Genomic DNA, 19539 nt, shown 5'->3' with positions numbered 1-19539 from the left:
ATGGCCGTGCCGCCGGGCCGTCCCCGGTGGACGAGAACCGGCTGGACCCCAGCAACCTGTTTGTCGAATGGCAGCCGGTGCGGGACGGCGATGGCAGCATGGGTGTGCGTGTCGGGGTGCAGGAGCTGCAGTTCGGGTCGGGCCGCAGCATCGATGCACGGGAGGGCCCGAACGTGCGGCGCAGCTTCGACGCCATCCGGGCCTATGCGCTCAGCGGCTCCTGGCGTGTCGATGTCTTCGCCGCGGCGCCGCGGCAGAACCGTGCCGGCAGCTTCGATGATGCCCGCTCCAGGACCCAGGAGCTGCATGGCATCTACGCGGTAGGCAGCACCGGCGCCGGCGCCTGGGACTTCTATGCGCTGTATTACGACGACGCCGTGGCCCGCTACGTGCAGGGCGTCGCGCATGAACGCCGCTGGTCGCTCGGCACCCGCGTGTCCGGCAGCCGCGAGGCCTGGGACTGGAACTGGGAATTTGCCGTGCAGGCCGGCCGCTTCGGCGATGCCGAAATCCGCGCCTGGTCGCTCGCCACGGATACCGGCTACAGCTTCGATGGCGTGGCCGGCAAGCCGAGGGCAGCCCTGCTGGTAGCCGTTGCCAGCGGCGACAAAGACCCGACGGACGGCCGCCTCGGCGCCACGAATGCGTTTTACCCGCGCGGCAATTACTTCGGGGACGAAGCGACGCTCGGGCCGCGCAATTTTTTCAATATCCACCCGGCGCTGGGCATGCGGCTCGCACCTGGGGTGCAGCTGAATGCCAGCCTCGACTTTTTCTGGCGGCACAGCACCCGCGACGGCGTCTATGCGCCGAACGGCGGCCTGATCCGGGCCGCAGGCAACAGCCGAGCCCGCTATGTGGCGAGCATCGCTTCCCTTGGCGCCACCTGGACGCTGGACCGGGGCTGGACGTCGACGGCTGTGGTCTCCTACGCCCGGCCCGGCGCCTTCCTGCGCGAAACGGGCGCCGGCGCTGCCCTGAGTTTCGTCAGCCTCAGTGCGCAGTACCGCTTCTGAACACGCCGTGGCGGCAGCCAATCCAATGTTAAGGAAGAACCGATGAGTGAATTGTTCAATTGTTCGCGGCCGCCGGACCGCGCTGGCGGCGCTGCTGCGCCGCTGAAAAAACGGATCAACGTTGTAATTGCCCATGCCGATGCGATTGTCAGCGCGGGCATCGCCTCGCTGCTGGAAGGGCATGCCGACCTGCACGTCACCATCGCCGCTGGCGGAACTGCAGCCAGCCATGCGGGCGCCGACGTCATCATCTTCGATCACCGCGGTGCAATGGAGCACACGCGCCGCTGTGGCGGCGGGTACCGCAGGCCGGGCCTGCCCCAGGTGCTGATTGTCACCCAGCTGGACCGGGAGTGGGATGTGTACAGCGCCATGATGGCCGGCGTGCACGGCTACCTGCTGCAGAATGCCGACGCCCGGCAGCTGCTTGCCGCAGTGCGCACGCTGAGCCGCGGCATGCATTACCTGAGTGCGGAACTGCGTCACTGCATGGCGGCCAGCTCAACCCGTACCGGCCTCACCAGCCGCGAGACGGACGTCCTTCAGTTGCTGGCCCAAGGCATGTGCAACAAGGCCATCGCCCGTGAGCTGGACATCGGCGTTGGCACGGTGAAGACCCACGTTAAAGGACTCTTCGAAAAGCTAGGTGCAACGGCACGCACCCACGCCGTGGTGCTGGCCATGGAGCGTGGCCTGGTGGGCAGGGACTATGCGGCGGAACCGTAAGGAGGAGGCGTAACGGTATCGTATTCGGCGCGCCTGGCGCTGGCGTGGCGAAGCTTTACTGCTATGCTCTTGGAGGATCGCATACCTCAAGGAAAAAAGGCTCCCATGATGTTTACTGCTTCGTTACCCTATCTTCACACAGAGCGGCTTGTTCTTCGCGAGTATCGGCGCGGGGACTTCGACCTGTTCGCTGACCATTTGGCGGACCCTGAGAGCTCAGCCCATCTGGGTTCGGCAGATCGTCCAGCTGCCTGGCGGATCTTCAGCTCCCATGCGGGCCTGTGGCTTCTGCACGGCGCGGGCTGGTGGGCGATAGAGGACAAGCAGACCGGCCAGCTGGTGGGCACTGTGGGCGCTTTCTATCGCGAGCAGTCAACTGTTATGGAGATGGGGTGGAACACCTATCGCGCATTCTGGGGGAAGGGAATTGCGAACGAGGCAGCGGCTGCGGTTTTGGCGTATGCGTTCCAGGTCCGGCACGAGCCGAAAGTTCGTGCGCTCATCGGGGCCGGCAATGAATCATCGCGCCGTGTTGCCGAACGCCTGGGCATGCGCTATGAAATGGAGACTGAGCTGCACGGCAAGGCAATCAGCAGCTACATGATTGAGCGTAAGTAAGCCGTCTCGCGGCCAGCAAAGGATCTTGTATACTCGGCGTCTCCCATCAACTTTGCCTGCCATGCCGAAGACACGCTGCTCCTGGGCCAATCCAGCCAATCCGCGTTACATCGCTTACCACGACGAGGAGTGGGGTGTTCCCTGCCACGATGAGCTGCGTTTGTTCGAGATGCTGAATCTGGAAGGCGCGCAGGCGGGGCTGAGCTGGGAGACGATTCTCAACAAGCGGGAAAGCTATCGCGAGGCCTTCGACCAGTGGGACGCGCGCAGGATAGCGGCGTATGGCCCGGAGAAGGTGGCGGAGCTGCTGGCGAATCCGGGCATCGTGCGCAACCGGCTCAAGGTGGCAGCGGCCATCAGTAATGCGCAAGCCTATCTGCGGCTGCTGGAGGAGGGCTCCTCGCTGGATCAGCTGCTGTGGGCCTATGTGGACGGAAAGCCGATTGATGCGCGCCTCGCGAATCCTGCGGACCGGCAGGCAAAGACCGCGCTGTCCGACCATATTTCGAAAGACCTGTCGAAGCGGGGCTTCAAATTTGTTGGCTCCACTATCATCTACGCCTACATGCAGGGCATCGGCATGGTGAACGACCATGACCTGAGCTGCTTCCGCCATGCACAATGCAAGCGCCTTGCCTGAGCGCCGGGTTGTTCTCGATCTTGCGTTCGATCCTGAACGCCTGAGCCGCGAGCGCGCGGCCTGGAGCGGGCGGCTGCACTACATTGCACTTTCAGCCCATCCGGTGGGCACATCAGTTGCGGGCCTGCACAGGGTCGAACTGGACGGTGGGGCGGCCACGCTGGATTTGCTGATTGGCGATCCGGAAAAAACGCTGACCGAGGTGAGGGCGCGGGTTGATCATTTCATTCTGCCTGCCGGCGCCGTTGCAAACCGCCTGCTTGGCCGCATGGCTGCGCCGCATGCAACCCTGCAGGCCGAAGATGCCGATGACGAGAAGCGCCGCGCGCTGCGTGCCGCTGGCTTCAGCTGGGACGAGGGGCAGCAAGGCCCGTGGCTGCATGCCCGCTACACCAGCCAGCGCCCGCATCCGCCTGAAGCAGCTCCGCCGTCGAAGCGTGCCGTGGTCATCGGCGCAGGCCTAGCCGGCGCGACAGCGTGCGAGCGCCTGTGTGCGCGCGGATGGCAGGTCACGCTGATCGAACGCCATGAAGCACCGGCGCAGGAAGCATCCGGCAACCGTGCAGGTATCTTCATGCCGCTGCTGTCGAAGGACGACAATATCCCGACGCGCCTGGCGCGCGCCGCTTTCCTGTATGCGCTGCGCCGCTGGCAGGCGCTCGGCGGGCTCGGTGCCGCGATCAACGGCGCGCAGTGCGGCGTGCTGCAGCTGGCGCGCGATGCAGATCATGCGGCGCTGCAGGAAGAACTCGCCGGGCAATGGCGCTATCCGCCGGAGTTCGTGCAGTGGCTGGATGCGGAAGCGGCCAGCAGCAAGCTTGGATCGCCTACGCCATATGGTGCCTGGCTGTTTCCGCAGGGCGGCTGGGCGACTCCGGCCTCGATCTGCGCCGCCATGCTTGCAAGCTGCGGCGGCAAGCTGGAACGGCGCTTCCACGCGGAGGCGGTGCGGCTCGAACGCCATGGCGAAGAATGGCGGGTGCTGGCCGCCGACGGCAGCATGATTGCACAGGCGCCGGATGTCGTCATCGCCAATGGTGCGGGCGCGATGGAGCTGCCGCAAACCGCGCCGCTGCCGCTGTACACCATGCGTGGACAGGTCACGCACTTGAACGAAGGGGAGTTCCCCACGCTGCCGCTGGTGGTGTGCCGCGAGGCGTATATGACGCCGCCGGTTGGCGGCATTGTCAGCGTTGGCGCAACTTACGACACCGGCCGGGATGCGGCCCTGCGTGACGCCAGCCAGCAGGAAAACCTGGAACGCGCCGAGGAAATCCTCGGCCATGACCGTATCGCGGCGCGGCGCACCGGGACACCGCCGCTGCAAGGCAGGGTGGGCTTCCGCTGCATGGCGCCGGACCGGCTGCCGCTGGTGGGCACGCTGCCCGACTACGGCGCCCTCAACAAACCCGAACGCGCGCGCGATGTGCAGCGGCATTCCGGCCTGCATTGTCTCCTTGGCTATGCGTCGCGCGGCCTGATCTGGGCACCGCTGGCGGCCGAGTTGCTCGTCAGCCAGCTGGAAGGCGAACCACTGCCGCTGGAAGCGAGCCTTGCCGCAGCCCTCGATCCGGCCCGGTTTTTGTTAAAAAACCGCCGCCGGACTGTGGCGGATGCGCCATAGTCGGCCTGCAAACTGTCCTGTGCAAGCTATAATTGCGCTAACGAAACGTGCGCAGGAGCAATAGAACATGGACGATCAAACCGGCTCACCGGAGCTGTTCCTGTTCCTGGCTTCGACCGTGCATGACATGAAAAATTCGATCAGCGTGCTGAGCGGCACGTTGGAGAATCTGCTGGTGCAGGCGCAGCCGGGACAGGAACCACAGGGCTACCCGCAGATGGCGCATATGCTTTACCAGACGCGCCGCCTGAACGACAACCTGATGCAGCTGCTCGCGCTGTACAAGGACCTCGGCAAACCCGATTACCCCTTCGACCCGCGCCCCGTGCAGCTGGGGGAACTGGTGCAGCAGGTAGCCGACCAGGCCCGCGTGCTGCTGCAGTCGAAGCAGATTACGCTGGACCTCGATTACGATCCCGAAGCGATCGGCACCTTTGACGAAGACCTGGTGATCGGCGTGCTGGCCCATGCCATCAACAACGCCGTGCGCTATACGCGCGACCGCATACGCCTGGCCATCACCGAGAGCGATGGCTGGCTCGAATTCCGTGTCGAGGACAACGGCATGGGCTTCCCGCCTTCGATGCTGGAAGCCGGCGCCGCCGTGGGCAAGGGCGTGAATTTCCTCACCAATAGCAGCGGCCTCGGCCTCTTTTTCTCCAGCGAAGTGGCGCGCATGCACCGGCATCGCCAGCGCAGCGGCAGCATCGCGCTGGAAAACGGCGGCGTGCTGGGAGGCGGCTGCTTTATCCTGCGACTGCCATGAATTCGCCGCTGCCCACTGTTAAGAAGATTGGCGACATCACGGATGTCGACTGGAGCGAGAAGCGCTACCTGATCGTTGACGACTTTGTCGGCATCCGCCAGCTGCTGCGCGAGTCGCTGCGCAATATCGGCGCGCGCCATATCGACCAGGCATCGAGCGGCGGCGAGGCCATGACGCTGCTGGCGCGCACCCACTACGACGTGGTGCTGTGCGACTTCAACCTGGGCGAGGGCAAGAACGGCCAGCAGGTGCTGGAGGAATCGCGCGCGCGCAACCTGATGATTCCGAGCAGCGTGTGGCTGACGGTGTCCGCCGAGAAGAGCGTGGAGTCGGTGATGGGCGCGGCCGAGCACCAGCCGGATGCCTACATCATCAAGCCGATCACCGAGGGCGTGCTGCTGACGCGCCTCAACCGCGTGTGGCACAAGAAGCAGATCTTCCGCGAGATCGACCAGGCCTATATCGAGAAGGACTACCTGCGCGCGGCCAGGCTGTGCGACGAGCAGATTGCCGCCAACAAGGTCCACGAGATCGACCTGCTGCGCATGAAGGCCACGCTCTACCTCAAGGCCGGCGAGACCGAACTGGCGCGCGCCGTGTTTGAGCGCGTGCTGGAAGAGCGCGAGTACAACTGGGCGCGTACGGGGCTGGGCAAGATCCGCATGGCGAACGGCGAGTATGAAGCTGCACGCCAGATGTTCAATAACGTGATGGCGGAGAACCGCTTCTATATCGATGCCTACGACCAGCTGGCGGCTTCGCTGCAGATGATGGGGCGTCACGAGGAAGCATGCACGGTGCTGGAGAATGCCACCAGGCTGTCACCGAATTCCGTGCCGCGCCAGCGCAACCTGGGCAACACGGCTCTGCGCATCGGCAATATTCCGCTGGCGGAGAAGGCCTTCCGCAAATGCATTGCGATGGGTGAGTATTCCATTTCGCGCACGGTCGACCCCTATTTCGGACTGGCGCGGGTGTGCGGCCAGAAGAACGATGTGAAGGAAGCGCTGGCGCTGCTGGTGATTGCGCGGCGCGACTTCCCCGGCGATATGGCCGAACTGCGCGCCAAGATCACCGAAGGCATGGTCTACCACGAGAGCGGCGACTACCGCCGCGCGCGCAAGGCGGGCGATGAACTGGAAGAGATGCTGAAGAACGATCCGGCGCGTCCCGACACGGCGACCTGCATGGAAATGGCGACGCTGCTGTTCGCGGTGGGCGTCAAGGATGCGCCGGTGGAGCTGCTATGCCACGTCATCCGCAACAACCACGACAACCAGGTGCTGCTGGATGACGTGCACAAGATCTTCGAAAAAGCGCGCATGAACGACGAGGCGGATGATCTGATCAACGCCTCGCGCCGCGAAGCGTCGGACATCATGAACAAGGGCGTGCTGCTGTGGAAGACCGGCAAGCTCGCCGAGGCGGTGCAATGGATGCGCGAAGCGCGCCAGCGCCTGCCGGACAATATGCGTATCCTGTTCAACTCCGCGCAGATGATCATTACGCACATGCAGAAGCATGGCTACGACGAAGCGCTGATGACGGAAGCGAACGGGGTGCTGATGCATGTCGACCAGATCGCGGCAGGCCAGCAGCGCTTTGCGCAGCTGATCGAACAGCTGCAGCAGCTGATTCCAGGCCGCGGCATCACGCCGGCGCAGCCGGAGGCCGTTGAGCTGCTTGAAGTCGGTGAAGATACCGCGATCGACGACGACATCGCGGCCCTCCTCAGCGAACCTGCCCCCGAGCCGCCAAAGCGCCGCAGCCGTTTCGACCACGACGATTAAATATTTCCTGAAAAATGGGGGCAGACGGGGGCGCCGAGCCCCGGACTGAATTTATCAGGGTCTGTCCCCATTTTTCAGGAAATATTGTTACTTGGCAGGTTTGCGTTTGGGCTTCGGGGGCGCTTCGGGGTCGGGGGCGGGCTCCGGCTTCACCGAGTTGTCGGCCGCCATGGCTTTGGTGACCGCTTGCGCGAACTGGTCTTGCAGCATATTCCACCAGGCGGCCGGATTGGCCATCTGCGCCGCGGCAGCGCTTGCAGGGTCGGGCGCCGGCGGCGCCTTGGGCGGCTCCACGCTTTCCGCGGCCTTCGGTTTCTCGGCCTGCTGGAAGAAGGCCGAGGCGTAGGGAATGGTGTCGAACAGCGATTTGTCGCTGCCTGCCTGCTGCATCGAATGCGCCATCGTTTCGCCCATCGATTTCAGCGTGGCGATGGTGTTGCGCTGCACTTCCAGCGCCTGGATGCTGTTGCGCAGCATCGTCGAGTTCAGGCTCAGCCACGCTTCCACGGCCTTGAGGTCGCCGATCTTCTTGTCCAGCTCGTCCACCGACAGCGTCGGCGTCGCAATGCCGGGCACGCCCATGCTGCCCCACAGGTTTTTGACGAAGTCGAGCGTGTCGTTCATGAGGGGCATCTGTTGGTTGCTCATGGCAGTCTCCAAGGGGCAGGGCAAGCGCTAAGCGTAGCAGAAGGAGAGACGTTACACTAGCGGTATGGCAATGGCGACCCTTTCTCCCCGCGTCCGGCGCGTGCTCGTGCTTGGCGCGCTCACGGCAGCACTGCATTACGCGACAATCAACTGGCTGGCCGGCCGTATCGGTGTGCAGCAGCATGAGGACCGCCCCACGCCTGTCGCCGCGCAGATCCGCTTCACCACGCCCGCACCGGCAGCCGTGGCGGCGCCGCCCGCGCCGCCGGCGGTGAAGCCTGCCGCCGCGCCCAGGCCGCGCCCGCCGAAAAAGACGGCACCGGACCAGCCTTCGCCCGCGCCCCAGGCCGAGAGCGCGGAAACCGGCGTAGTGGCCGCTTCCGGTGAGCCCGGTGCCGCGGCCCAGGGCGAGCCTGTTGCCGCCGAAGCCACGCCGCCGGCGGCGCCTGCCGCGGAGCCGCAAGCGGGCGCTGCTCCCGCTGCTGCGCCGGTACAATCCGCGCAAGCCGCACCCAGCACCGATCCAGGGCCGGACGGCGTGCGCCGCTTCAATGTCAACCTGCCGCCGTCTGCCGCGTTCGAGCTGAAGGTGCTTCGCACGGATGCCGATGGCACGAAGTGGACCGGTGTCGCCGACATGAAATGGCAGACCGATGGCAGCCGCTATACGTCCAGCCTCGACGTCGGCATCAGCATGCTGATTACGCGCGTCAATCTTCTGTCGCTGGTAAGCGAGGGTACGGTCGACGATAACGGCATCGCCCCGGTGAAGATGATGGAGAAGCGCCGCAACCGCTCCGCCACCAACACGCATTTCGACCAGGACGAGAAGCGCATCACCTTCTCTTCCAACGCGGCGAATGTGCAGCTGCTGCCCGGCGCGCAGGACAAGGCGACCGTGCCTTTCCAGCTGGCCGCCATCGGCCGCGCCGACGTGAACCAGTTCTCCGGCGATATCGATATCCAGGTGGGCGAGGACCGCGGCGCCGTGATCTACCGCTTCCAGCTGGTGGGCGAGGAGGAGCTGCAGACGGAGATGGGCAAGCTGGTGACGCTGCGGCTGGCGCGTCCGCCGCGCCCCGGCAGCTATGGCTCGCGGCTGGATATCTGGCTGGCGCCGGGCCTGGACTGGTATCCGGTGCAGATCAGGAATACGGAAGGCAGCGGCGCGGTGACAACGCAGACCGTCACGAAGATTACGAGCGCCGCTCATTGAGGAACCGAAGATGAACGTTTTGAAGATTGCAGTACTTGGCGCCGCGCTGGTGGCTGCCACCGCGATGGCGGACGATGAGCATCCCAGCGTGAAGCGTGCATTCAGCCTGCCGCCGTCGGCGGACCTCACCTATGCGGTGAAAGCCAGCAGCCATGGCCTGCCGCTGTCCGGCACCGGCACCGTGAGCTGGCGCCAGGGCGATGGCAAGTATGCGCTGCTGACCGAAGCGCGCTCCGGCCTGTTCGGCAAGGTGCTGGAACACCGCAGCGAAGGGAGCATCGACGAATTCGGCCTGGCGCCGGCCAGCTACTACGAGAAGCGCATCCGCAAGGACCCGACGATCACCACCTTCCGCCGCGACGAGGCCGTGATCGGTTTCCAGGGCGGCGAGAAGAGTTATCCGATCAAGGGCGGCGAGCAGGACCGCAGCAGCGCACCCTGGCAACTGGCCGCCATTGCCCGCAAGTCGCCGGAGAAATTCAAGGCGGGCAGCGAGTGGTCCTTCTTCGTGGCGGGCCGGCGCGATGCCGAGCCCTGGGTGTTCAAGGTGGTGGGCACCGAAACCCTGCAAACCCCGATGGGCGAGGTGAAGGCCCTGCACTTCTCGAAGGCGCCGCCGAAAAACAACAAGGGCCAGCAGGTCGACCTGTGGCTGGCGCCGGCCATGGAGTGGTACCCGGTGCGCATCCTCTTCATGGAGGACGATGGCGACTCCTTCGACCAGCAACTGGAGAAAGTTGCAAAGAAGTAACACTTTAAGGGCCGGGGAGGCAAACGGAACTGGTATACTTGCGTCCCCGCTTAGCGTTGCGAGATGATGTCAATCTTGCACTAGGCCGGCAAGATTTCCCGGAGCCCAATGAATATCATGGCAAGCGCAGCCACCGCTGCGGACCACAATCCAACCGTGCAGGAACAGCAGGACGCCCTGCAGGTTCACTTCCAGCCTCACATTTCGGCCGACGAGATCGAGCAGGTGTACCACCTGAAGCGCGCGCAGCCGCTGCTCCAGGTGTTCACCGCGCTGTTCCACGGCGGTTTCGAGGGGGTGCTGGTGCGCCTGCTGGTGCTGCGCGAGCTGGCGAACGACCCGAGCGTGTCCTCGTTCTCGCGCGCCGACATCAATACCCGCCTCGCCTACCTGCTGCCGGAGAGCCTGGAAACGGTGCTGAACCGCCTGCGTTCCAACGGCCTGCTGGCCTGGGATGCGCAGCAGGGCGTGTACCGCGTAACGCCGATGGCGCGCAATGTGCTGTCGGCCATCGACGGCCTGCTGGCGCTGGGCCAGGACGATGACGAAGCCGAAATGGGCTTCCTGCTGTCGCAGGTGGCCGGCGCCCAGGCCGTGGGCGGCATCACCGCCGACCAGCTGCAGCACCTGCTGGGCCGCCTGGTGGACCTGACCGAGGAATTCCGCGACGCCATCGCCTCCGGTTCCGAATTCCGCCTGCGCGAATCGCAGGCCAAGTGGCACCAGGCCTGCGACTGGGTGGAGAAGGGCAGCGAGATCCTGCGCGCCATCACCAGCGACGAAAACGCGGACAGCGCCACGCACCGCGCTGCCCAGGCCATCGGCCGCGCCCAGAGCGCGCTGCTGAACATGCAGGGCATGTTCTCGCGCGCGCTTAACCAGATCGAACGCCAGCGCGTGCACCTCGGCCAGTCCGGCCTGTCCACCACCGACATCAAGCGCTGGCTGCTGGAACACGCCGACCTGGCTTCGCTGGCGGAAGGCGCCGTGGACCAGCCGGTGAAGCCGCTGTTCATCACGCCGGCCGAAATGATCGACGTCGCCGAAACCGAACTGCTGGCCGAGCGCGTGAGCGCGCAAGGCAACAGCCTGCCGGCCGGCCAGGATGCGCCGACCACCATCAACGATACGCCTGCAATGCAAAAAGAACTGGACGACTGGCTGGCCCGCCTGTCCGACTTCGCCAACCTGAATAATTTCCCCAGCATCGCCGAGGAGTCGCCGAAAGAAATCCCGGTGCATGAATCGCTGCTGCCGGCCAGCTTTGCCGTGGCGTCCTACCGCGCCTCGCTGCTGCCGCTGCTGGGCGACGCCTCCGAAGCGAGCCTGCAGGGCGCAACCGCCGAACTGGCGCGCCTGCCCCTCAGCTTTACACCGAGCGACACCATGGTCAAGCTGCCCGATCTCGAAGTGGCGGCAATCTCCATGGCATCCCTCTCACTGATCCTGGAAAGCGGCAAGGCCGATGAATGACGATTCCCAAATCCTGATTGCGCGCCTGCTCACGCACCAGACCCTGCGCCGCGACGACAAGCTGGTGAAGCGCGCCCTGTCCGACGAGCAGTTCCGCGCCGAAGTCGATGCGCGCCTGCTGGCCGCGGGCATGAAGCTGCTGGACAACGTCTATGCGGACCACGTGACGCTGGCGCTGCACCGCGCCATCGAGCCGAAGATCTTCGGCGCGCGCGACATCTGGCAGAACAATAACTTCGGCCTGGCCCGCGACGGCGTGGCGCTGCTGGTGGTGCTGTGGGCGCTGATCATCCTGCCCAAGCGCGAACGCCAGGAAACGCACCAGCAGGCGGACGATGAGCAGAACGATATGTTCGGCAAGGAGAAGCCGGTGCCGCGCGCCGAGGATACCTCGATCGGCATCCCCTACAAGGCGCTGCTGGCCGACTTCGGCGACAAGCTTGGCAAGAAGACCCGCCTCGACATGAACCTCGGCATCCTGTCCCGCCTCGGCTTCATCGAACGCCGCGGCGATATCCTGCTGGAAGGCCCGCTGCTGGACCTGCTGATGGATACCGACCTGCTGAAAGAACGCATCATCAATGGCGCGCTGGCGGACGTGTTCAAGCGCGCGCCGGCGCAGGTGGTGCATATTCCGCGCGCCGTGCTGGCCGAAGCCGCCGCCGCGAACGATGCCGCAGAAGCGGAGGCGCTGCCCGACGAAGCGCCGTCCACCGATACCCCGAACGAAGGCTGACCCCATGTTCCATATCAAATCGCTAGAACTGGTCCACTGGGATTACTGGCAGCGCATCAAGAATATTCCGCTCGATGCCAAGATCATCACCATCGCGGGCCAGAACGGCAGCGGCAAGACCACGCTGCTGGACGCGCTGCGCACCCTGTTCGGCCTCGATTGCTCGATGGGCCGCACCTACAAGCACTATGCGCGCCACTCGGGCCAGCAGACCGCATGGCTGCGCGCCGTGGTGGACAACCGCGCCGTGGGCAAGCAGCTGTCGAACCGCCCTTTCCGCAGTAGCGGCTTCTTCGCCGATGACGAAGTCACGCTGTTCTGCCAGATCCAGAAGAACGGCGGCGACTGGAAGCGCCAGTACCTGATGCGGCCGGGGAATATCGAAATCGAGGAAGTGACCGAAGCCTCCGACTGGCTCGGCGTGGAGAACTACCGCAAGCGCCTCGCCAATGCCGGCCTGTCGCCCGCCATGGCCAAGGTGCTGGCGCTGGAGCAGGGCGAAACGGACAAGCTGTGCGAATACGCGCCGCGCCAGCTGCTGGACCTGGTGTTCCAGGTCTTCGGCGACAAGGAAGTGCTGGACGCCTACGATGAAGCGAAGCGCCACCAGCGCGATACCGAAGAGGAGCTGAAGCGCTTCGAGGCGGAACTGGAGTCGTCCAAGACCAACCTGGAAGGCCTGCGGCTGCGCGTGGCGAATTACCACCAGTGGGAAACGCTGCACAAGGAACGCCGCAACCTGCAGGAAGAAGTGCTGCCTTCGCTGGAATATCACGAAGCGCGCGAGAAGGCCAATAACGCAAGCCGCCAGCTGCGCGAAGCGCGCAAGCCGCTGGCCCAGGCGGACCAGGTGCTGGACGAAAAGCGCAAGGAACTGGCGCGCCAGGCCAAGGCGCTGAAGGATGCACAGGAACAGGAAACCCTGCTGGAGCAGGAATCCACCGTGCTGCAAAGCCGCCTGTCGCAGCTGAACGGCAAGCTGAAGCCGCTGGACAGCCTGATCGAACAGAAAACCCGCCTGCAGAAGCTGGCCGCCGAATCGGGCGCCGATATCGCGGACGTGGCGAAGCAGCTGGAAGAGAAGGAAGCCGAGCTGGCGAAGCTGCGCGCGGCGCGCGATGCCGTGTCCTCGCGCATCGCGGCGGACAAGGCCACCATCTCCGCGCTGCAGGGCAAGACCTCGATGCCGGAGCCGGATAATGTGCGCGCCATGCGCCGCGCATTGAACGACGCGAATATTCCGCACGCCATGCTGTCGGACATCGTGGAAGTCACCGACCCGAAATGGCAGGGCGCCGTGGAAGGCGTGCTGGGCGGCTATGCTTCCGTGGTGCTGCTGGAGCGCGCGAGCGATGCTTCGGCTGCCTACAGGCTGGCCGAGAAGGAGCGCTACCGCCACTTCATCGTGCCGGAGCTGGTCACTGCGCACCAGCCGAAGAACCAGAGCCTGCTGTCCATCGTCCGTTTCAGCGCCAAGGCGCCGGAATGGCTGATCGACCAGCTGGCGCGCATCACGCGCGTGGAATCGGTGGAGGAGGGCGCGAAGCTCGGCAACATCGAAGAATGGATCACGCCGGACGCCTACCACAAGGAGCGCCGCGGCGGCCGCTCGTTGTTCGTGGAAGCCTCGCGCTACCGCTTCGGTTCCGCCGGCCGCACCCAGCGTATGGATGCGATCCAGAAGAACCTGCCGGCGCTGGAAGCGGAAGAAGACAAGTACACGCTGTCGATCAGCAAGCTGGCGTCCGAAACCAGCGCGCTGAAAGCCCGTGTGGCCGGTGTGGACGCGGTCAAGGAACTGACGGCCCGCGCCGACGAATTCGACGAGGCCGCGCGCGCCGCCGTGCCGCTGCGCGCCGAGCGCACGGAAGTCGGCAGCCGCCTCGGCGAGCTGCAGGGCCTGATGAAGAACGCCACCGTGGCCCGCACCCGTGCCGACACCACTTGGCAGAATGCGCGCATGGCCCTGTCCGAATCCGAAGCGGGCATGCGCCTGAACTACAAGAAGCAGCTGGAGCAGCGCAGCGACCACGCGCGTGCACTGCTGGCGCTGCGCCGCCAGTGGCGCCACCTGCCGGGCGCCTGGAAGCGTCCTGCGCGCCGCGCCGCCCTGGTGGAGCAGCACCAGAACGCGCACCAGGTCGACCTGCGTATCGCCAGCCTGCAAACCAGCCTGGCGCGCGACGACTGGGAGCTGGACGCAACGGTGATCGACCAGTACCAGCGCCTGAACGAGCAGCTGAACAGCCGCAAATCGGAAACCGACGAACGCCGCTACCAGAACAACCGCGCCATCGAAGCGACTGCCAATGCGCGCGGCGCCTACATCGAGCGCCTGCGCTACACGATCAAGACCTACACGGCCAATATCAAGGAACTGGGCCAGCTGGCCAATATCGAAGTGCACGCCGACCCGGTCAAGCTGGAGAACGACGACCTGCTGCTGGCGCAGGCCGGCCTGCATGTGCGCTTCAAGTTCGACGGCAAGGGCGTGATCGGCATGAACGACGGCGAAGCCTCCGGCGGCCAGCAGGTGATGAAGTCGCTGGTGCTGCTGATCGGCCTGCTGAAGTCGGAAGACGGTTCCGGCGGCTTCGTATTCATCGATGAACCGTTTGCCCACCTGGATATCCGCAACATCCAGCTGGTCGGCGAGTTCCTGAAGAACACCGAAGCCCAGTACCTGATGACGACGCCGCTGACCCACAACACCGACGTCTACGACCCTTCCGAACTCACGCTCATCACGAGCAAGAAAAAGAAGGACACGCAATGGGCGCAGCCGATCTTCGTGCTGCAGCGGCGCCAGCCGCAAGCCGGCGCAAAAGCCGCGTAATCCGGAAAAGCCGCACACTGTGCGGCTTTTTTTTCGTTTCATGCCCGCTTGATCGTCAATGAGGACATCCGGAGCGAACAGCATTTTCCGGTTGACAGGCAGTCATTTTTGATCTTTAATTTCTGTAACAACAGAAATTAAAGAAAATCATGCGCCTGAGTCCGACAGAACAGAAATACATCCTGCACTGGGGCGAGATGGGCACCCGCTGGGGCGTCAACCGCACCGTGGCGCAAATCCACGCGCTGCTGTTCCTCGCCAACCGCCCGATGCACGCGGAGGAGATTGTGGAGGCGCTGAATGTGGCGCGCTCCAACGTGAGCACCAGCCTGAAGGAGCTGCAAAGCTGGGGCCTGGTGAAGGTCTCGCATGTGCTGGGCGACCGGCGCGACCACTTCGTGGCGCTGCAGGATGTATGGGAGATCTTCCGCGTCATCATCGAGGAGCGCAAACGGCGCGAGATCGATCCCACCCTGAGCGCGCTGCGCGAATGCGCCATCGAGGCGGAGCAGGACAGGACGATGGAGGACGCAACGCGCGAACGCATGGCGCAGGTGCTGGATTTCATGGAAATGCTGGCCTCCAGCTACGAGGACTACAAGCACCTGCCGCCGGCCACGCTGAAACGCTTCATCACCATGGGCGGCAAGGTCGCCCGCATGCTGTGAAAGGAGGCATCATGGAAGACCTGCATTTCGGACGCACGGGCCAGACTTTCCTCGTCACCGGCGCCACCGGTTTCGTGGGCACGCAGCTGGTGCGCGCCCTGCTGGCGGACGGCCAGAAGGTGGTGGCGCTCACGCGCGACCGGCTTGCCGCGCAGCGCAGGCTGGGCGCCATGGTGCGCTGCGTGGCCGGCATGCGCGAGCTGGCGGCGGATGAACGCATCGACGTTATCGTCAACCTGGCGGGCGCGCGTATCCTCGGCCCGCGGTGGTCGGAAGCGCGCAAGGCGGAGCTGCGGCGCAGCCGCATCGGCCTCACGCAGGGACTGGTGGACTGGATCGCGAAGGCGCAGCACAAGCCGCGCGTGCTGCTCTCGGCATCGGCCATCGGCTACTATGGCATCCAGGAGCAGGGCAGCAGCGCGGCGCTGGACGAAGCCAGTCCGCCGCAGCCCATTTTCATGTCGCAGCTGTGCCAGGAGTGGGAAGCCGCGGCGCAGGCAGCGGCGGCGCACGGCGTGCAGGTGGCCTGCATGCGTTTCGGCCTGGTCCTCGGCCACGGCGGCGCGCTGCCGGCGATGCTGCTGCCCGTGAAGATGGGCGTCGGCGGCCGCATGGGCAGCGGGCGCCAGCGCATGTCATGGCTACACCTGGACGACCTGCTGCGCGCCATCGCCCACCTGGCGCAGCGCAGCGAAAGCGCCAGCGTGCAGGGCGCATGGAACTTCACGGCGCCGGAATGTCCCACGCAGCTCGAGTTCATGCAGGCGGCGGCGCGCGAGGCGCACCGGCCCTGCATCATGCCGACGCCCGGCTGGCCCGTGCGCCTGCTGCTGGGCGAACAGGCCGACTTGCTGCTGGAAGGGCAGAATGTGGCGCCGGTGCGCCTGCTGGAGGAGGGCTTCAGCTTCCGCTACCCTGCGGTGCAGGGAGCGCTGCATAGCCTGATGTAGTCATTCGAGGTCGGGCAGCTTGGGCTGCGCGCGGCGCCAGCCCAGCATGCCGATCGAGTAGTAGCCGAAATAGCCCGCCAGCAGGCCGAAGCTCGCCATGGTGAGCGGGTGCAGCAGCACCATCTCGCGCGTCAGCGGCTGCGGCGAGGCGGACTGGCGGTTCATGTACAGTTCCACGCCCATGGACAGGATGCGTGCGGCGAACAGCATGCAGATCACCATGCCGAAGCGCTGGTAGGGCTTGAAGAAGAAGCGGATGCCCTGTGTCTCGATGCGCGTCTTGTGCAGCGCATAGCGCGCCGCCCAGCCGCCGCCCAGCACCCCTGCGCCGAGGCAGGACAGGGCCAGCACGTCATTGCGGGTGGCGATGGCCGACATCAGCACCAGGAAAGGAAAGCCGGCCGCGCCCGTCCAGTGCTTCCACATCAGCGATTCCTGCCGCGCGAACAAGGGCTTCAGGCGCATGTAGATGCGCCATACCAGCAGGGGAATCAGGACGAGCAGGGCGAGGGTGGTCAGTTCCATGAATTGCGGCATCAGTCGTTGGAAACAGGATTGTACAGCCAGCGCCGCCTCATTTGACTTTTGGCGCAGGGCTGCGCAAACTCGCCTGATCTCAATGCAGCCCCATCATTTATGACCTCCGGCAATCCCCTCGTTCCCGACACCCTGGGCCTGATGCCTGCTTCGCCATCGGCCGGCGGCTACCAGCTGCCGCCGCCCGCGCTGCAGGCGCTGGTCGATGCGCCGCGCGCGCCCATGCTGTCGCTCGGGCCGAAACGCACGCTGGCGGCCATGGTTGCCATGCCGCCGCTGCCGGGCATCGCGGAAGTGGCGCAGCCGGAACTGAAGCTGGCCGGCATGCGCATCAATCCGCGCACCTATGCGGCCAGCAATTTCACTTTCGGCACCGGTATTTCGCTGCTCGATATCGATACGCAGCAGGAGTCGGCGGTGACCGGCCTGCCGGAGGGACTGCGGGTGGCCAGCCTCGCCTGGTCGCCGGACCAGCGCTATCTTGCCTTCACCCATGTGGAATACGGCGGCAGGAACGCGGGCATGGAGCTGTGGCTGCTGGATACGGTGTCGCGCGCGGCACGCAAGCTGCTGAAGCGGCCGCTGAATGCGGTGATGGGCCGCGGCTTCGGCTGGCGGCCGGACGGCAAGGGCCTGCTGGTGCTGCTCAAGCCCGGCGGCCGGTACCGCGCGCCGCTATCGGATGGCATTCCGCGCGGCCCCGCCGTGCAGGACAGCGCACCGGGTGGCGGCGTGAAGCAGCTGCGCACCTACCAGGACCTGCTGAAGAACGAGGACGATGCCAGGCTGTTCGAACACTACATCACCACCCAGCTTGCCATCGTGGACCTGTCCGGCAAGGTAAAGCTGGTCGGCAAGCCGGCGCCGTATTCGCGCGTCGTGTCTTCGCCGGACGGCAAGCTGCTGCTCACGCATACCATTACGCGCCCTTACTCCTATCTGGTGCCTGCGCATGCTTTCGGCGAGCATATAGAAGTGCGCGGCCTCGACGGCAGGACGGTGCATACGGTGGCCACGCTGCCGCTGGAGGAAGGACTGCCGCCGGGGAACGATGCGGTGCCGGCCGGCGTGCGCAATGTGAGCTGGCGCGTGGATGCGGCCGCCACGCTGGTCTGGGCGGAGGCGCAGGACGGCGGCGATCCCGCCGTGGCCGCCGATGTCCGCGACATCGTCTACGCGCATGCCGCGCCATTCGAAGGCGAACCGCTGGTGCTGGCCAGGCTCGGTTCGCGCTACGCCGGCGTGGCCTGGGGCCGCGGCGACGTGGCGCTGCTGAACGAGCGCTGGTGGAAGACGCGCGCCGAGAAGCAGTGGAAGATTGCGCCGGACATGCCCGCAAGGGAGCCGGAGCTGGTCTGGTCCGGCTCCTTCGAAGACCGTTACGCCAATCCGGGCCGGCCGGTGATGCGCGCCGACGCGGCAGGACTGCCGCGCCTGCTGCTCGGGCCCGATGACACCATCCTGCTGGACGGCGCGGGCGCCTCGCCGGAAGGCGACCGGCCCTTCATCGACCGCTTCAGCCTCAATACGAAGAAGAAGGAGCGCCTGTTCCAGAGCGCGCCGCCGTATTTTGAAAACGTGGCGGCCGTGCTGAACGAGGACGGCACCCGCCTGCTCTGTACCCGCGAAGCGCCGGCCGAGCGGCCGAACTACTATCTGCGCGACCTCACCCGAAGCGCGGGGCGGCAGCTCACGCCGCTGACGCATTTCCCGCATCCGCTGCCGCAGCTGAGGGAGGTGCAGAAGGAGCAGATCCGCTACCGGCGCCAGGACGGCGTGGACCTGACGGCAACCCTGCTGCTGCCACCCGGCTACGAGGTGCAGCGCGACGGTCCGCTGCCGCTGCTGATGTGGGCCTACCCGCACGAATTCAAGTCTTCCGCCGCCGCCGGCCAGGTCACGGGTTCGCCCTACCGCTTCAACGCGGTGAGCTACTGGGGACCTGCCGCCATGCTGGCGGCAGGCTACGCCGTGCTGGATAACCCGTCCTTCCCCATCGTGGGCGATGGCGGGGCGGAGCCGAACGACAGCTACCTGGCGCAGCTGGTGGCGAACGCCGAGGCGGCGGTGGACGAGGTGGTGCGGCGCGGCGTGGCGGAGCGCCACCGGATTGCGGTCGGCGGCCATTCCTACGGCGCCTTCATGACGGCCAACCTGCTGGCGCACACCCGCCTGTTCCGCGCCGGGATCGCGCGCAGCGGCGCCTACAACCGCACGCTCACGCCCTTCGGCTTCCAGTCCGAAGACCGGCCGTTCTGGACGGCGCAGGAGGTGTACCAGGCCATGTCGCCTTTCAACCACGCGGACCGGATCAAGGATGCGCTGCTGCTGATCCACGGCGAGCAGGACAACAATTCAGGCACCTTCCCCATGCAGAGCGAGCGCCTGTTCCAGGCCGTGAAGGGGCTGGGCGGCACCACGCGCCTGGTAATGCTGCCGAACGAATCGCATGCCTACCGCGCGCGCGAGTCCATCCTGCACATGCTGTATGAAACCAATGCCTGGCTGGACAAGCATGTGAAGGACGCCAGGCCCTGAGCAGGA

17 protein-coding genes are annotated in these 19539 nt (G+C 65.5%); 15 read left to right on the top strand and 2 right to left on the bottom strand.

Features of this window, described 5'->3' with window-relative positions; genetic code table 11:
* The 7 genes from ACJRPG_RS22575 to ACJRPG_RS22545 form a co-directional block, all read left to right on the top strand.
* Positions 1–1016, top strand: a 1016-nt coding sequence (locus ACJRPG_RS22575) for an alginate export family protein (protein WP_408002357.1), incomplete at its 5' end; no start/stop codon positions are given.
* 42 nt (positions 1017–1058) lie between these two features.
* The gene (locus ACJRPG_RS22570; RefSeq protein WP_408002356.1) at positions 1059–1742 is read left to right on the top strand and encodes a LuxR C-terminal-related transcriptional regulator; all 684 of its coding nucleotides are present in this window, start codon (positions 1059–1061) and stop codon (positions 1740–1742) included.
* 105 nt (positions 1743–1847) lie between these two features.
* Complete coding sequence (locus ACJRPG_RS22565) at positions 1848–2360, top strand: GNAT family N-acetyltransferase (protein ID WP_408002355.1); 513 nt, start codon at positions 1848–1850, stop codon at positions 2358–2360.
* Between the two features lie 61 nt (positions 2361–2421).
* Positions 2422–3000, top strand: coding sequence for a DNA-3-methyladenine glycosylase I (locus tag ACJRPG_RS22560; RefSeq protein ID WP_408002354.1), 579 nt, complete (start codon positions 2422–2424; stop codon positions 2998–3000).
* Positions 2975–4624, top strand: coding sequence for an FAD-dependent 5-carboxymethylaminomethyl-2-thiouridine(34) oxidoreductase MnmC1 (mnmC1, locus tag ACJRPG_RS22555; RefSeq protein ID WP_408002353.1), 1650 nt, complete (start codon positions 2975–2977; stop codon positions 4622–4624). The genes ACJRPG_RS22560 and mnmC1 overlap by 26 nt, the downstream gene beginning before the upstream one ends.
* Before the next feature lie 67 nt (positions 4625–4691).
* Entirely contained in the window at positions 4692–5390 is a 699-nt protein-coding gene (locus tag ACJRPG_RS22550; protein WP_408002352.1) for a sensor histidine kinase, read from the top strand.
* Complete coding sequence (locus tag ACJRPG_RS22545) at positions 5387–7180, top strand: tetratricopeptide repeat protein (protein WP_408002351.1); 1794 nt, start codon at positions 5387–5389, stop codon at positions 7178–7180. The genes ACJRPG_RS22550 and ACJRPG_RS22545 overlap by 4 nt, the downstream gene beginning before the upstream one ends.
* An 87-nt stretch (positions 7181–7267) precedes the next feature.
* Here the strand turns inward: ACJRPG_RS22545 and ACJRPG_RS22540 are convergent, their stop codons facing one another.
* A complete protein-coding gene (locus ACJRPG_RS22540) occupies positions 7268–7828 on the bottom strand; it encodes a PhaM family polyhydroxyalkanoate granule multifunctional regulatory protein (protein ID WP_408002350.1) in 561 nt (186 codons plus the stop codon).
* 70 nt (positions 7829–7898) lie between these two features.
* Here ACJRPG_RS22540 and ACJRPG_RS22535 point away from each other — a divergent pair, with 70 nt between their 5' ends.
* The 7 genes from ACJRPG_RS22535 to ACJRPG_RS22505 all read left to right on the top strand — a co-directional run bounded on the left by ACJRPG_RS22535 (position 7899) and on the right by ACJRPG_RS22505 (position 16458).
* Positions 7899–9044 carry a DUF3108 domain-containing protein gene (locus ACJRPG_RS22535; protein WP_408002349.1) on the top strand — a complete coding sequence of 382 codons (1146 nt, stop codon included), beginning with the start codon at positions 7899–7901 and terminating at the stop codon, positions 9042–9044.
* 10 nt (positions 9045–9054) lie between these two features.
* Positions 9055–9795: a DUF3108 domain-containing protein gene (locus tag ACJRPG_RS22530; RefSeq protein WP_408002348.1), complete on the top strand. Its 741-nt coding sequence runs from the start codon at positions 9055–9057 to the stop codon at positions 9793–9795.
* Between the two features lie 117 nt (positions 9796–9912).
* Positions 9913–11268, top strand: coding sequence for a hypothetical protein (locus ACJRPG_RS22525; RefSeq protein ID WP_408002360.1), 1356 nt, complete (start codon positions 9913–9915; stop codon positions 11266–11268).
* Positions 11261–12004, top strand: a complete 744-nt coding sequence (locus ACJRPG_RS22520; protein WP_408002347.1) for a hypothetical protein — start codon at positions 11261–11263, stop codon at positions 12002–12004. The genes ACJRPG_RS22525 and ACJRPG_RS22520 overlap by 8 nt, the downstream gene beginning before the upstream one ends.
* A gap of 4 nt (positions 12005–12008) precedes the next feature.
* The gene (locus tag ACJRPG_RS22515) at positions 12009–14840 is read left to right on the top strand and encodes an ATP-binding protein (RefSeq protein ID WP_408002346.1); all 2832 of its coding nucleotides are present in this window, start codon (positions 12009–12011) and stop codon (positions 14838–14840) included.
* Between the two features lie 149 nt (positions 14841–14989).
* Positions 14990–15508: a GbsR/MarR family transcriptional regulator gene (locus ACJRPG_RS22510; protein ID WP_408002345.1), complete on the top strand. Its 519-nt coding sequence runs from the start codon at positions 14990–14992 to the stop codon at positions 15506–15508.
* A gap of 11 nt (positions 15509–15519) precedes the next feature.
* Positions 15520–16458 (top strand): TIGR01777 family oxidoreductase, encoded by a 939-nt coding sequence (locus ACJRPG_RS22505; protein ID WP_408002344.1) that lies wholly within the window; start codon positions 15520–15522, stop codon positions 16456–16458.
* Here the strand turns inward: ACJRPG_RS22505 and ACJRPG_RS22500 are convergent, their stop codons facing one another.
* Positions 16459–16983, bottom strand: coding sequence for a hypothetical protein (locus ACJRPG_RS22500; protein ID WP_408002343.1), 525 nt, complete (start codon positions 16981–16983; stop codon positions 16459–16461).
* Positions 16984–17094: 111 nt separating this feature from the next.
* Between ACJRPG_RS22500 and ACJRPG_RS22495 the strand changes: the two genes are divergently transcribed.
* Complete coding sequence (locus tag ACJRPG_RS22495; RefSeq protein ID WP_408002342.1) at positions 17095–19533, top strand: S9 family peptidase; 2439 nt, start codon at positions 17095–17097, stop codon at positions 19531–19533.
* Positions 19534–19539: the final 6 nt, after the last annotated feature.

Source organism: Pseudoduganella rhizocola (genome assembly GCF_045984285.3).
In the GTDB taxonomy this organism is placed as follows: domain Bacteria; phylum Pseudomonadota; class Gammaproteobacteria; order Burkholderiales; family Burkholderiaceae_D; genus Rugamonas.
The sequence above is the reverse complement of the archived record's forward strand: the minus strand, read 5'-3'. Positions and strand labels throughout refer to the sequence as shown.

Excerpts from the sequence above, each read along its gene's own strand:
- ACJRPG_RS22570 (WP_408002356.1), top strand. The coding sequence starts at position 1,059 with ATGAGTGAATTGTTCAATTGTTCGCGGCCGCCGGACCGCGCTGGCGGC.
- ACJRPG_RS22565 (WP_408002355.1), top strand. The coding sequence starts at position 1,848 with ATGATGTTTACTGCTTCGTTACCCTATCTTCACACAGAGCGGCTTGTT.
- ACJRPG_RS22560 (WP_408002354.1), top strand. The coding sequence starts at position 2,422 with ATGCCGAAGACACGCTGCTCCTGGGCCAATCCAGCCAATCCGCGTTAC.
- mnmC1 (WP_408002353.1), top strand. The coding sequence starts at position 2,975 with ATGCACAATGCAAGCGCCTTGCCTGAGCGCCGGGTTGTTCTCGATCTT.
- ACJRPG_RS22550 (WP_408002352.1), top strand. The coding sequence starts at position 4,692 with ATGGACGATCAAACCGGCTCACCGGAGCTGTTCCTGTTCCTGGCTTCG.
- ACJRPG_RS22545 (WP_408002351.1), top strand. The coding sequence starts at position 5,387 with ATGAATTCGCCGCTGCCCACTGTTAAGAAGATTGGCGACATCACGGAT.
- ACJRPG_RS22540 (WP_408002350.1), bottom strand. The coding sequence starts at position 7,828 with ATGAGCAACCAACAGATGCCCCTCATGAACGACACGCTCGACTTCGTC.
- ACJRPG_RS22535 (WP_408002349.1), top strand. The coding sequence starts at position 7,899 with ATGGCGACCCTTTCTCCCCGCGTCCGGCGCGTGCTCGTGCTTGGCGCG.
- ACJRPG_RS22530 (WP_408002348.1), top strand. The coding sequence starts at position 9,055 with ATGAACGTTTTGAAGATTGCAGTACTTGGCGCCGCGCTGGTGGCTGCC.
- ACJRPG_RS22525 (WP_408002360.1), top strand. The coding sequence starts at position 9,913 with ATGGCAAGCGCAGCCACCGCTGCGGACCACAATCCAACCGTGCAGGAA.
- ACJRPG_RS22520 (WP_408002347.1), top strand. The coding sequence starts at position 11,261 with ATGAATGACGATTCCCAAATCCTGATTGCGCGCCTGCTCACGCACCAG.
- ACJRPG_RS22515 (WP_408002346.1), top strand. The coding sequence starts at position 12,009 with ATGTTCCATATCAAATCGCTAGAACTGGTCCACTGGGATTACTGGCAG.
- ACJRPG_RS22510 (WP_408002345.1), top strand. The coding sequence starts at position 14,990 with ATGCGCCTGAGTCCGACAGAACAGAAATACATCCTGCACTGGGGCGAG.
- ACJRPG_RS22505 (WP_408002344.1), top strand. The coding sequence starts at position 15,520 with ATGGAAGACCTGCATTTCGGACGCACGGGCCAGACTTTCCTCGTCACC.
- ACJRPG_RS22500 (WP_408002343.1), bottom strand. The coding sequence starts at position 16,983 with ATGGAACTGACCACCCTCGCCCTGCTCGTCCTGATTCCCCTGCTGGTA.
- ACJRPG_RS22495 (WP_408002342.1), top strand. The coding sequence starts at position 17,095 with ATGACCTCCGGCAATCCCCTCGTTCCCGACACCCTGGGCCTGATGCCT.